Raw genomic sequence first — 12,692 nt, 5'->3', positions numbered from 1 at the left:
GAGATGGCACGAACACAGGCATTGAGCCCACAGACAATGCAGGCCGTACGGGCCAGCGGGGCCGTCCCACATAGTGAATACCTGCTTGAGGTCTCAGATGTGCGGAAAGAATTTCCGGGCGTCGTTGCTCTCGACGATGTGCAGCTAAAGCTGCGACGCGGCACGGTGCATGCTCTGATGGGGGAAAATGGCGCTGGCAAGTCGACCTTGATGAAGATCCTTGCCGGGATCTACTCGCCAGACAGCGGCAGCTTCAAGCTGCGCGGCGTTGATATTCGACTCAAAAACCCGCTCGATGCCCTGCAGAACGGCATTGCGATGATCCATCAGGAGCTGAACCTGATGGCACCCATGACCGTCTCGGAGAATATCTGGATAGGACGCGAGCCGCTGAGGCGGTTTGGCCTCGTCGACCATGCCGAGATGAACCGTCGTACTGCAGCGCTATTTGACCGCCTTGGCATCGACATTGATCCAGATATCAAGGTGGGCAAACTCAGTGTCGCTAGTCGTCAAATGGTCGAGATCGCCAAGGCAGTTTCCTTCGATTCCGACGTCCTCATCATGGACGAGCCGACATCTGCCCTCACCGAGAAGGAGGTCAACCACCTTTTCCGGATCATTCGGTCGCTTCGCGAGGATGGAAAGGGGATCATCTACATCACCCACAAGATGAATGAACTCTTCGAGATTGCGGATGAGTTCTCGGTATTCCGCGATGGCAAATACATCGCGACCTGCAACTCGGCCGATGTGACACGCGACGACATCATTCGCATGATGGTGGGCCGCGAGATCACACAAATGTTCCCGAAAGAGCCGGCCAAAATCGGCGAGGTCGTCCTTTCTGCGAAAAGCCTCACTCTGAATGGCGTTTTCCGCGATGTGTCATTCGAGCTGCGGGCGGGTGAGATCTTAGGTTTTGCGGGTCTTGTCGGCTCCGGCCGCTCAAATGTTGCCGAAACTATCTTTGGTGTGACGCCTGCCGACGCAGGTGTCATCGAACTCTTCGGCAAGCCGGTGCAGGTCTCGTCGCCTTCGGTCGCCATGAGCCATGGCATGGCTTTTCTCACAGAGGATCGCAAGGAAACAGGCTGCTTCCTTCTCCTCAATATTCAGGAGAACGCCCAGATGGCGGTGCTCCAGCAGCGATACGTGAATTTCGGCTTTGTCCAACAACAGGCATTGGCCAAAGCAGCATCCGATATGGCCAACCGGCTTCGCGTGCGCACGCCTGATATGAACGAACCTATCATCAACCTTTCCGGCGGCAATCAGCAGAAGGTGCTGATCTGTCGGTGGCTGATGACAAATCCGAAAATTCTAATTCTCGACGAACCGACCCGCGGCATCGACGTTGGCGCAAAAGCCGAAATCCACCGCCTGATCTCGCAACTGGCGGGTCAGGGGGTCGCAATCATCATGATCTCGTCGGAAATGCCAGAGGTGCTCGGAATGAGCGACAGGATTGTCGTGCTGCATGAAGGGCGGGTCACAGGAATTCTGGACCGAGCGGAAGCGGACCAAGTCAAAATCATGGAGCTGGCGTCGCGTTGACGACCAGCCGGGAGGAAATCATGTCAGATGCCACCAATGAACTGGGCGAGACGTCGAAGACGGGCCTGAAAAAGGTACGCCGTTTGCCGCCAGAGTTCTCCATTCTGGCCGTCTTGATCGGGATTGCACTCGTCTTCGAAATCATCGGCTGGTACGTCGTCGGAGAGAGTTTTCTAGGCAACAAGCAGCGCTTGTCGATCATCGTATTGCAGGTCGCCGTCACAGGCATCATTGCGGTCGGCGTTACCCAGGTCATCATCACGGGCGGCATCGATTTGTCGTCGGGATCAATGGTGGGCTTTATCGCGATGGTCGTGGCAAGTTTCGCCCAGACTTCGCTCAATGCCCGGGCCGTCTTCCTTCAACCAGAATATGCTGCCTTCGGCTTGAACTGGTTCATCGACTCCAGTCCGCTATGGCCAGTTTTGACTGGTATCCTGCTTGGAGCCCTGCTCGGCTATATCAACGGACTCATCATCGCCAAGACCGGAATTCCGCCCTTCATCGCAACACTTGGGATGATGGTTTCTGCACGTGGCCTGGCCAAGTGGTACACCGAAGGGCAACCGGTGGCTCTCCTGAACGAGAACTTCACCTGGCTTGGTCAGAGCTTCGATCTCTGGGGCTTTCCAGTACCGCGCACGGTGATCGTCTTCTTCATCGTCGCCACAATCTGTCACATCGCACTCTGCTACACGCGCTATGGCAAATTCACCTATGCTATTGGTGCAAACCCGCAAGCTGCCCGTGTCTCCGGCATCGACATCGGCAAGCACCTGATAAAGGTCTACGCTGTCGCTGGCCTTTTATCTGGACTTGCGGGTGTGATGCTGGCAGCGCGCGCTCAGTCCGGCCAGCCGAATATGGGCGTTTCGTTTGAGCTTGACGCAATTGCTGCTGCGGTCATTGGCGGTACCTCACTTACGGGCGGCATCGGCCGTATTACCGGAACAGTAATTGGTACCATCATCCTGGGTGTTGTGACCTCCGGCTTCACCTTCCTGAAGGTGGGTGCTTACTACCAGGAGATCGTCAAGGGCGCGATCATCGTTGCAGCCGTGGTCATCGATGTGCACCGCCAGAAGAAAAAATCTCGCGCCTGATCATCTCGTCAAGCGCGAGGAGGCGATGCGGCTCGGGGGAGCTCGCATCGCCTCCCTCCCAATTTTCTGTCCCCTCCCCTTACATCTCGACGTCTTGGAGCATTGGACATCAATGAAGAACTATGTGCTGACCGTATCCTGCCAGTCCTCTCGCGGCATTGTAGCGGCGATTTCGGGTTATCTCGCCGACCAGGGCTGCAACATCGTCGACAGCTCCCAGTTTGACGATCTCCACACCGGCCAGTTCTTCATGCGCGTCTCCTTCATTTCCGAGGAAGGGGCGAACGAAGGCAAGCTCGAAAAGGGCTTCGGTCCCGTCGCCGAGAAATTCGGCATGACCTGGAATCTCTACGATGCCGCCAAGCGCATGAAGGTGCTCTTGATGGTCTCGCGCTTCGGCCACTGCCTAAACGACCTGCTCTACCGCTGGAAGATTGGCGCGCTGCCGATCGAGATCGTCGGCGTCGTCTCCAATCATTTCGACTACCAGAAGGTCGTTGTGAACCATGACATCCCCTTCCACCACATCAAGGTCACGAAGGAAAACAAGCCGGAAGCCGAAGCCCGGATCATGGATCTCGTAGAGCAGACCGGCACCGAAGTCATCGTGCTCGCCCGCTACATGCAGGTCCTCTCGGATGACATGTGCAAGAAGATGTCCGGGAAGATCATCAACATCCACCACTCCTTCCTGCCGTCCTTCAAAGGCGCCAACCCCTACAAGCAGGCCTTCGAGCGCGGGGTGAAGCTTATCGGGGCAACCGCCCACTACGTCACGGCTGATCTCGACGAAGGTCCGATCATCGAGCAGGACGTCGCTCGCATCACCCATGCGCAGTCGGCGGAAGATTACGTCTCGATCGGCCGCGACGTCGAAAGCCAAGTACTGGCGCGCGCGATCCATGCGCATATTCACCACCGGACCTTTATCAATGGCAACCGGACTGTCGTCTTCCCGGCAAGCCCGGGCTCCTTTGCCTCCGAGCGCATGGGGTGATCCATGACTGTTGTCATCGACGGAAAGGCAGCCGCCGCTTCGGTCATCGAAGCGGTAACCTCAGCGGCAACGACGCTCGAAAGTTCCGGCCATCGCAAACCCGGCCTTGCCGTCGTCATCGTCGGTGACGACCCGGCAAGCCACGCTTATGTCAGCGCGAAGAGCCGCATGGCCAAGCAGTGCGGCTTCAACTCCATCCAGCACACGCTGCCCGAAGAGACCTCGCAGGAAGACCTGATGGCGCTGGTCGCCGCGCTGAATGCCGACCCCGAGATTGACGGGATCCTGGTCCAGCTCCCGCTTCCGAAACATCTCGACAGCGAGCCGGTCATCCAGTCGATTCTGCCGGAGAAGGATGTCGACGGCCTGCATGTCGTCAACGCCGGCAAGCTCGCCACCGGCGACCTGAAGACCGGTCTTCTCTCCTGCACGCCGGCCGGCGCCATGATCCTGGTGCGCCAGATCCACGGCAAGGATCTCTCGGGCCTCAATGCACTTGTTATCGGCCGCTCGAACCTCTTCGGCAAGCCGATGGCGCAGCTCCTACTGAATGCCAGCGCCACCGTCACGATCGGCCATTCGAAGAGCCGCGATCTGCCGGAGCTCGCCCGTCAGGCCGACATTCTGGTGGCCGCCGTCGGGCGTGCCGAAATGGTCAAGGCCGACTGGCTGAAGCCGGGCGCGACCGTCATAGATGTCGGCATCAATCGCGTTGCAGCTCCGGAAAAGGGCGAGGGCAAGTTCAAGCTGGTTGGCGATGTCGCCTTTGCCGAATGCAAGCCGATCGCCAAGGCCATTTCCCCGGTTCCCGGCGGTGTCGGACCGATGACGATTGCCATGCTGATGGCCAACACCGTGATCGCTGCCCATCGCCGGGCGGGTGTCGCAGCACCTAGCTTCTGATAGCGTTCGAATGAGACTCTAACCGCTGGGAGGGCGTGATGGGACTGGGTGTGGGGTTGATTGGTTCTGGCTACATGGGCAAATGCCATGCCCTTGCATGGGCTTCTGTGGCGACGGTCTTTCCGGACGTCGACCGTCCGCGGCTCGTCGCACTCGCCGATGCAACACCGGAACTTGCGCGTGAGCAGGCTGATGCATTTGGTTTCGGCCGAGGGACCGGAGATTGGCGCGACCTGATTTCCGATCCCGCAGTCGATGTGGTTTCCATTGCAGCCCCGAACCAGTTTCACGCCGATATGGCAGTGGCGGCATTGGAAGCCGGCAAACACGTCTGGTGTGAAAAACCGATGGCTACTTCTCTCGAAGATGCCATTCGCATGCGAGATGCAGCAAGACGCTCAAGCAAGACGGCGATCCTCGGATACAACTACATCCAGAACCCCATGATCCGGCATGCGCGCAATCTGATTGCCGAAGGCAGGATCGGCAAAGTCAACCACATCCGGCTAGAGATGGATGAAGACTTCATGGCTGATCCTAGCCAGCCCTTCTACTGGAAGAGTGAAAAGAAATCGGGATATGGCGTGCTCGATGACTTCGCGGTTCACCCGCTTTCGCTGCTGGCAGTCCTCCACGGACGCATCACCTCCGTCGTCGCCGATATGGCCAAACCCTATCCGGAAAGGCCGACAAGTGACGGTGCTCGTCGTCCGGTGGAGAACCACGACATAGCCCAGGCTCTGTTTAGAACTGAGTTCGGCGCTTCGGGTGTGCTGATGGTCAACCGCTCAGCCTGGGGCAGGAAAGGTCGAATTGCGCTGCAGATCTTTGGATCAAAAGGATCAATCCTCTACGATCAGGAGAGGATGAATGAGCTGCAGATCTATTCGGCCGAAGATCCGGCTGACCTTCAGGGCTACCGTACGATACTCGCGGCGCCGCCTCATGTGCCCTATCGCCAGTTTATCCCTGCCCCAGGTCATGGTTTGGGGTTCAACGAACTCAAGGTGATCGAATGCCATGAGTTGCTCAGGGCGATCTCCGGCGAACACGATGCCTATGTCATCGACTTCGAGCGTGGCCTCGAAATAGAGCGCACCGTGCATGCGGCGGCACGATCGGCAGTATCGGGCACGTGGGTCAAGATCGAGTACATTGACTTGCCATGATCCCTCAGACGCTCAACGGCGAACTCTTCGCTAGCAAGGACGCTGTGCGTCGCGGCGTTTGAGACCGAGCTTGTAACCGCTTACGATACATTCCGAGCGAAAATAATTGCCGCTCCCGCCATGTTGACGTCGGCCCAAAGCCAGGGCACAAAGATGGCACCCACGGTCGCTCGCGGCAGGAAAACATAGGGAAATCAAAGGCGATTTTTTAAACCTTTGAAATCATGTGATATTGCAGACCCCCAGCCAATTCTTCTAAAGCAAGAAATCAATCCCTCAGCGGGCGATGCGTACCTCAACCTGTACCGCGTCTTGTACCTCGATGCGCTACTACTCGCCAACGGCTGCGATCATTTCCTTTATCTCCTTAACCCACCGCTGATATGACCGTTCGCGTCAGATTGATTGAGGCGATCCGCGGTCATTTTAGCCACAACCACCCATTGAGCTGTCGCTTTGCCGCGCCTTCCTTTTTTCGCCTCCTCTCGGGATTGAGTTCTGCCCATACATCCTCGCCGCCTGCAGCGTGTACAGCCTGCGCGACCAGCGACGGCACGTCGTCGAAACTTATTGAATGGGGTGCTGAACGAACGGACAACCCCGTTCTCTGCGTAGGCTTCACAGATCGCCTCATGATGAAGGTATCATGCTAGCTCTTGCTTACCGGTGGCTACGGCTTCACAGTCAGCTCTACCGTTCACTGCGGTCATGTGAGCATGATACTTCGGCTCGCGTGGTGGAGGGACATCGCGGTCGCATAGGTGAAACTCGGGGCTAGTCAGTCCCACCCAACTTAAGTCATGATCACGAAATCCTTGCCTGATCGGCTGTCGGGGGCAAGCGGCGCGTCGGTGAGGATAAGGATGGCGCCGGGATGCAGGACCTTTTGCATGGTTGTGACGAAAGGCGCCTCGGCCGAGATGCGGGAGAGCACGTTAGCGGCCGTGCTGAGCACACCCACATCTTCGTCCGAGTTCGCAAACGCGATCCAGCGCATGCCTTGTGCGGCCTGATCGAGACTGTCCAGCAGGAAGACATGGCTGCCGAGTTTGTCCCTGCCGCTGACGGTGATCTGGCCCTCTGCGCGGATCTCCGAATTCTCCACCAATAGTGCACGCCCGTCATAGGTTGACATGATCACCGAAACCACCGGCTGCTTGCTCAGGTCCGTCCAGTCGTTGGGGCGCTCCTTGCCGTGTAGTGCCGCGACTGCGCCTTCAAACTCCCGGGCCGCATAGGCGCCGAGCACCATGCCCGGATGCGTGATGTCATAGGAGTCCGTCGCCGTGCCTGAAATGATTACCGGTGTGCCGAGATGGGTGATGCCGAACAGGCGCTCCGAAAAGTCCATCGGCAGACGCACACAGCCATGCGAGGCCGGATAGCCCGGCAGATTGCCGGCATGGAGCGCGATGCCGGACCAGGTCAGCCGGTTCATGTTCGGCATCGGTGCGTCGTCATAGGTGCTGGACTTGTGGTGCTTATCTTTCTGCAGGACGACGAAGACGCCGGTCGGCGTCTCGTGGCCCGGCTTTCCGGTGGAGCAGGTGGAAACGGCGATGCGGATGCCGTTGCGGTAGACGTGAACGCGCTGCTCCGGCAGGGAGACGACGATCGCGACTGGCCCCGTACGCTGTCGTTCGGGATGCCAGGTGAATTCGCCGGGCTTCAGGGCCGCGACCTCCTTCATCACCTCGCCGGCGAGGAGTGCGACAGGACTGGCAAGAAGCGCAACCGCCGACATCCCCTGCATAAAGAGGCGCCTGCCCTCATCTGTCTTCCTCATAGTCGATCTCTCGTTCACAATTTCGACGTGAGAGACCATTTCAGGGCCGACCGCGGGTGTCCAATGAGTTTCTCTCTTGAATTTTAAATAATCCTCATGAAACGTTGGTTTCAGGCGCATCCACTCTTGCCCGCTGCGGGTAGAGGGCGCCAAACTTAGAGCTTATTGCCGCCTCAAGGATCACGCGATGGATTTCAGGCATAACCTCAGGGCCTTGCACACGTTCGAAACGGTCTCCCGTCATCTCTCCGTGGCGGCGGCAGCGGAGGAACTCGGAGTGACCCAAAGTGCCGTCAGCCACCAGTTGCGTCTGCTCGGGGAAATCGTCGGAGAACGGCTGATTCAGAAAAATGGCCGCGGCATTGCATTGACGGACGCCGGACGTGACCTATCGCGACGACTGCAGCCAGCTTTCGCCGAAATCGACCGCTCGCTGGCCGAGGCCATCGGCGGCACGCGCGATCGCGTGCGGCTTGCGATCTGCAGCAGTTTCGCTCAGGCTTGGCTCGTTCCGCGGCTTCAGTCCTTCTATCAGATCCACCCGGATATCGATCTGCAGATCCTAATGTATGCGCAGGATCCGGAGCTCTCCGATGCCTCGGGCGATGCCTTCGTGACGACCCTGCCGAGGGATCGCGGCTACCATGCACAGCTGCTCTGGCCGGAAAATCTCGTTCCTATCGTCTCCTCGGCGGTCGCGGCACGAAAGAAGGGCTTCCGCTACATCACCACCGAACTGCAGCCCGGCAAGATCGGAAGCGACTGGCAGGCCTATGCAAGATATGCGGGAAGGGCCGATCTCCTGCCGCTCGACTGCCGATGGCTGTTTGCCTCGCATTACGTGATCGCGCTCGACATGGTGCGTCGGGATCTCGGCGCAGCACTGGTTCCGGACTTCCTCGCACAGCCCGAACTGGATGCGGGAGAGCTGACACTTCTCGATCAGGCGAAGCTGCCGACACACGAGGACTACCACCTCTGCATCAAGGAGAGCCGCCGTACTGAGCCTGCTCTGGACGCGTTGATGCGCTGGTTCAGGCAGGAGCTCGGGAAATCCCAGCGCTGCGCGCAGAAGGAGACTTTGAAGCTGGTGCAACCATGAGACTTTCTCATATTAGACTAATTTAATTCACTGGTTCGCAAGCTGACACCATGCCAGTCTGAAGACATCGGAAGGTTGCAAGACAGCCATCCTAGGCTTTGCCAGCGGGAGATGTCCGATGTGTCGGTGGCGTGCGTTTTCAGGTGCAGTGATTGCGGCGGCGCTTCTTGTCTTCGCCGATGCGGGGCCGCAAACGGCGGTCGCGCAAGAGCGGAATGTTCGCGTTGAATTCGGCCGAGGCCAGAGTTCGACGGTCATCCGTGGCACGGTCCGCGGCTATGAAGGCGCAAATTACCGGGTCAACGTCCGGGGCGGCCAGCGTCTCGCCGTCACGATGGACAGCTCCAACGGCAGCAACTACTTCAATATCCTCGGCCCCGGCGGTGGCGACGCGCTGTTCAACGGGTCAATCTCGGGCGATTTCGCCGACATCATTGTTCCCGACAGCGGCGACTATGTCGTCCAGGTCTACTTGATGCGCAATGCCGCGCGCCGCAACGAACAGGCGCGGTTTACATTGCGCATCGAAGTGACGGGCGGCAGACCAATCGCCCCGCCCCAGCCTGACTTTGCCGATGGGCTCTCAGGCGGCCCCGACTTCTTTCAAGTGGCTGGCGTGTCTCGTGGCGATGCCCTGAACATCCGCAGCCGACCCAGCGCTCAAAGCCCGATTGTGACCCGGGTTGTCAACGGCGAGATTCTTCGCAATGGCGGGTGCCGGATGACCGGGCAGACGCGGTGGTGCCGGGTGTCTCGGCCTGACGGCAGCGATTCCGGTTGGGCGGCGGGACGGTTCCTGATCGAGGCCAGCAACTGAGCCCGGGTCAGGCACCGAAGACGAAGTCAACAATCAAAGGGGGAGATGACATGATGAAGTTCTTAGCGACGACCGGCCTCATATGCCTGGCAGCCGTGGTGCTCTCCGGCTGCACCACGGATGGTTCTTCGCAATCGCCACCGATGGCGGCGGCAACCCAGCCTTTGATGGACGAAAGCGTTCCACCGGCCGCCCGTAGCGCTTGCCTCGCCGCCGTGTCGAACACCGCCAATAATGGCGATGTGCAGATCACGGAGATGATCTTCTCGCAAGCCAATTCTCAGGTGACCGTCGGCGTCGGTCCGACACGGGCGCCCTGGCGCTGCCTCGTTTCAAACAGCGGCGTGGTCGCGAACGTGATGTCGCTGACGAACGAAGGTTCGCTCTGATCGGACCGATGACGGTGCCGGCGTTCCGGCACCGTCCTTGTGCGCAAGAGGTGGCAAAGGCCACCTGATGGCATCTGCCACGCTCGACCGTAGAGGGATCTCCATGCAGCGCCTGACTTCGCTTGCCTTTCTGTATCTGTCGGCATCCGTCGTCGCACTGGGCGCCGACCAGGCGGCGGTGCCGGAAATCGGACCCGACCAGTTGTCGTTCTCGATCACCAACATGGACCCCTCGGTCGATCCTGGTGCGGACTTCTATCGCTATGCCGCAGGCGGCTGGCTCGACCGCGTCGAGCGGCCTTCCGATCGTGTCAGCATCGATACGTTCGACTTCATGGGCCGAAGGCTGACCGCGCAGATGCAGAGCCTGATGGCGGATGCCGGCGAAAAATCGGCGACAGCAGAAAAGGGCAGCCCGCTGCAGCAGGTCGGCGCCTTCTACAATGCCTACATGGACACCGCAGCCCTGGACGAGAAAGGCATCGCGCCGATCGAACCCGAGCTTGCCCGCATCGACGCCATAACCAGCCTGGACGATCTTGCGACCTATCTCGGACGTTACATCACGGTCGCCGGTGAGGTGGCACTGGTCGGCCTCGTTCCGTCGACCGACCAGGCCGACACCACGCGAGTGGCACTCTTCCTCGTCGAGGGATCCCTGATCTTCAACCAGGAAAACCTCTACGACGTCCCGCCGGGCTCGGAACTCGACCTCGCGCTTCGCACCAATCTGAGGCAAGTCCTCGAAACCGCCGGCTATGACGCGGCCCGCGCAACGGCGGTGGTCGATATGATTGCCGATCTCGAACGGGAGCTCCATTCAGCCACGTTGACGCCCGTCGAGGCCATGAACCCCGCCAACAGCTATCAGCCCAAAAGCTTCAAGGAGCTTCAGGCAGAGATCCCCACCCTTGATCTGGGCAAGATGCTGGCCGTTACCGACCTCGAGCCACCGGAAACGATCGTCCTCACTCAGCCGCGCTATCTGGCCGCGCTTGAAAAGATGCTCAAGGACCGTCCGATCGAGGACATCAAGGACTATCTGAAGGTCAAGGTGATCAACCATTTCAAGCCCTATCTCGGCACCCGCTTCGATGAGACCGCGAAAGAGTGGACCAAGATCATCTACGGCATCGATCGACTTCCTCCGCGCTCCGAGCTGGTACAGTCGGCTCTTCAGTCCAATCTCGGCCATCCGGTTTCACGCCTTTATGTCGAGCGATACTTCTCAGAAGAGACCAAGGCGAAGGCGACAGACATGGTGGAGCGGATCCACAGGGCCTTCCAGAAGCGCATGGAGATGCTGGGCTGGCTTGCACCGGAAACCAAGGCGGCAGCCCTGGAAAAACTGAAGAAGCTCTCCTACAAGGTCGGCTATCCGAAAAACTGGATAGATTATTCCTCGGTTGAGATCCGCGCCGATGACCTCGTCGGCAACATCATCCGGCTCACCGCCTTCGATGCAGGCCGCAGCTACGCAAAGCTTGGAAGGCCGGCGGTCAGCGAGGACTTTTCTGACAGCCGCGCCACCCTGCCTGTTATCATCAATGCCGGCTACAGCATGGTAAAGAATGGCTTCGAGGTACCAGCGGCCATCCTGCAGCCGGCTGCCTTCGAAGCCGACAGGGACGCCGCCACTTACTTCTGCCGGATCGGTGCTGTGCTGGGGCACGAGATGACCCATGGCTTCGACAGCCGAGGACGGCTCTATGATGCCAACGGAAACCTCAAGGATTGGTGGAAGCCAGAGGATGCAAGTGCCTTTGAAAAGGAGGCACAGAAGCTGATCGAGCAGGCGAGCGCTTACGAGGTGCTGCCAGGACTTAAGCTCAATGGAGCGCTGAGTGTCGGCGAGAACATGGCCGATGTCGGCGGCATCAACTTTGCCTATGAGGCGCTTCGGGACTATCTGGCGGAGCATCCGGAGGAAAACGTCAGCATCGACGGGCTTACTCCGGCACAACGCTGCTTCATTTCCTGGACCCAGTTCTGGGCGATGAAGGTGACCGATCAGGCCATCCGCGGCGTCTTCCTGAGCAACCCCCATCCACCCAGTTTCTATCGCGCAACTGCCGCCCTGAAGCATGTCGATGCTTTCTACGAGGCTTTCGACATCCGCGAGGGTGACAAGGAATGGATGCCGCCAGAACGACGCGTCAGGGCGTGGTGAACGATGGACCTAAATCGAGTGAAGCCACGACACGGTCGAGTTCAAAGGAGAGGGAAGCATGAAACGCATCATCGCAATCTTGACTGCCACGACTTTCTGTCTGCAGGCCGGTATCCAGCCAGTCGAAGCCAGCATGAGTGACAAGGACAAGGCAGCAGCAGCTGCAGCAGCCATCGCCATTCTCGGCATTGCCGCACTGGCACACAACAAACACCACTATCAGGAAGGCTACGAACCGAGTGACGGCGAGGAGATGGCGGAGTTCGAACGCGGCTATCGGGATGCCGTCCACGGCTACCCCTATTGGGAGCAGAACCGCACGAGGGGATATGCTCAAGGCTATCAGGCTGGCGATCTCGAGCGGGAGCACGCAATGGCTCATCGCCAGCAAGCACGCGATGCCAAGGCACCGCCGATGGCCTATCAGGGCTGCGCCCAGATTGTGGCGCAGAACTTCGCGGTCGGCACTCATCAGGTCCACTTCACGCAGGCGCGGTCTCCGGGCAAGCATGAATGGCTGATTGAAGCGGCGGTCGGGCGGCAATACATGACCTGCAAGATCCGGGACACCGGGGAACTGATCGATCTCACCGGCGGCCGCCTTTGAGACACCTCATGGGTTAACGCCCTGCCTCCATGATCCCAAGGCCGCCCATGGCGCGCTGCTCTACCAATCCTGCGTGGCCGATAAGGGTGTGG

11 protein-coding genes are annotated in these 12,692 nt (G+C 59.2%); 10 read left to right on the top strand and 1 reads right to left on the bottom strand.

Features of this window, described 5'->3' with window-relative positions; translation table 11 throughout:
* The first annotated feature begins 3 nt into the window (after positions 1-3).
* The 5 genes from FJQ55_RS03595 (at position 4) to FJQ55_RS03575 (ending at position 5,729) form a co-directional block, all read left to right on the top strand.
* Complete coding sequence (locus FJQ55_RS03595) at positions 4-1,557, top strand: sugar ABC transporter ATP-binding protein (protein ID WP_140826331.1); 1,554 nt, start codon at positions 4-6, stop codon at positions 1,555-1,557.
* A gap of 20 nt (positions 1,558-1,577) precedes the next feature.
* Positions 1,578-2,660: an ABC transporter permease gene (locus FJQ55_RS03590; RefSeq protein ID WP_140826330.1), complete on the top strand. Its 1,083-nt coding sequence runs from the start codon at positions 1,578-1,580 to the stop codon at positions 2,658-2,660.
* 112 nt (positions 2,661-2,772) lie between these two features.
* Positions 2,773-3,657, top strand: a complete 885-nt coding sequence (gene purU / locus FJQ55_RS03585; protein WP_140826329.1) for a formyltetrahydrofolate deformylase — start codon at positions 2,773-2,775, stop codon at positions 3,655-3,657.
* Between the two features lie 3 nt (positions 3,658-3,660).
* On the top strand, positions 3,661-4,560 hold the full coding sequence (gene folD, locus FJQ55_RS03580; RefSeq protein ID WP_140826328.1) for a bifunctional methylenetetrahydrofolate dehydrogenase/methenyltetrahydrofolate cyclohydrolase FolD: 900 nt from the start codon (positions 3,661-3,663) through the stop codon (positions 4,558-4,560).
* A 35-nt stretch (positions 4,561-4,595) separates the two neighbouring features.
* Entirely contained in the window at positions 4,596-5,729 is a 1,134-nt protein-coding gene (locus FJQ55_RS03575; protein ID WP_167507685.1) for a Gfo/Idh/MocA family protein, read from the top strand.
* 793 nt (positions 5,730-6,522) lie between these two features.
* Here FJQ55_RS03575 and FJQ55_RS03570 read toward each other — a convergent pair.
* Entirely contained in the window at positions 6,523-7,515 is a 993-nt protein-coding gene (locus tag FJQ55_RS03570) for a L,D-transpeptidase (RefSeq protein WP_140826326.1), read from the bottom strand.
* A 187-nt stretch (positions 7,516-7,702) separates the two neighbouring features.
* Here FJQ55_RS03570 and FJQ55_RS03565 point away from each other — a divergent pair, with 187 nt between their 5' ends.
* From FJQ55_RS03565 to FJQ55_RS03545, 5 genes are all read left to right on the top strand, one after another.
* Positions 7,703-8,617, top strand: a complete 915-nt coding sequence (locus tag FJQ55_RS03565) for a LysR family transcriptional regulator (RefSeq protein ID WP_140826325.1) — start codon at positions 7,703-7,705, stop codon at positions 8,615-8,617.
* A 118-nt stretch (positions 8,618-8,735) separates the two neighbouring features.
* A complete protein-coding gene (locus FJQ55_RS03560) occupies positions 8,736-9,434 on the top strand; it encodes an SH3 domain-containing protein (protein WP_140826324.1) in 699 nt (232 codons plus the stop codon).
* Positions 9,435-9,484: 50 nt separating this feature from the next.
* Positions 9,485-9,823 carry a hypothetical protein gene (locus tag FJQ55_RS03555; protein WP_246085014.1) on the top strand — a complete coding sequence of 113 codons (339 nt, stop codon included), beginning with the start codon at positions 9,485-9,487 and terminating at the stop codon, positions 9,821-9,823.
* Positions 9,824-9,890: 67 nt separating this feature from the next.
* Positions 9,891-11,993, top strand: coding sequence for a M13 family metallopeptidase (locus FJQ55_RS03550; protein ID WP_246085013.1), 2,103 nt, complete (start codon positions 9,891-9,893; stop codon positions 11,991-11,993).
* 58 nt (positions 11,994-12,051) lie between these two features.
* Entirely contained in the window at positions 12,052-12,600 is a 549-nt protein-coding gene (locus FJQ55_RS03545) for a hypothetical protein (RefSeq protein ID WP_140826323.1), read from the top strand.
* Positions 12,601-12,692: the final 92 nt, after the last annotated feature.

The organism is Rhizobium glycinendophyticum, from assembly GCF_006443685.1.
Taxonomy (GTDB): Bacteria; Pseudomonadota; Alphaproteobacteria; order Rhizobiales; family Rhizobiaceae; genus Allorhizobium; species Allorhizobium glycinendophyticum.
The sequence above is the reverse complement of the archived record's forward strand: the minus strand, read 5'-3'. Positions and strand labels throughout refer to the sequence as shown.

Bases quoted from the DNA above. Each gene is read 5' to 3' on its own strand.
- FJQ55_RS03555 (WP_246085014.1), top strand. From the start codon at position 9,485: ATGATGAAGTTCTTAGCGACGACCGGCCTCATATGCCTGGCAGCCGTG.
- FJQ55_RS03590 (WP_140826330.1), top strand. From the start codon at position 1,578: ATGTCAGATGCCACCAATGAACTGGGCGAGACGTCGAAGACGGGCCTG.
- folD (WP_140826328.1), top strand. From the start codon at position 3,661: ATGACTGTTGTCATCGACGGAAAGGCAGCCGCCGCTTCGGTCATCGAA.
- FJQ55_RS03595 (WP_140826331.1), top strand. From the start codon at position 4: ATGGCACGAACACAGGCATTGAGCCCACAGACAATGCAGGCCGTACGG.
- FJQ55_RS03545 (WP_140826323.1), top strand. From the start codon at position 12,052: ATGAAACGCATCATCGCAATCTTGACTGCCACGACTTTCTGTCTGCAG.
- FJQ55_RS03550 (WP_246085013.1), top strand. From the start codon at position 9,891: ATGGCATCTGCCACGCTCGACCGTAGAGGGATCTCCATGCAGCGCCTG.
- FJQ55_RS03570 (WP_140826326.1), bottom strand. From the start codon at position 7,515: ATGAGGAAGACAGATGAGGGCAGGCGCCTCTTTATGCAGGGGATGTCG.
- FJQ55_RS03560 (WP_140826324.1), top strand. From the start codon at position 8,736: ATGTGTCGGTGGCGTGCGTTTTCAGGTGCAGTGATTGCGGCGGCGCTT.
- purU (WP_140826329.1), top strand. From the start codon at position 2,773: ATGAAGAACTATGTGCTGACCGTATCCTGCCAGTCCTCTCGCGGCATT.
- FJQ55_RS03565 (WP_140826325.1), top strand. From the start codon at position 7,703: ATGGATTTCAGGCATAACCTCAGGGCCTTGCACACGTTCGAAACGGTC.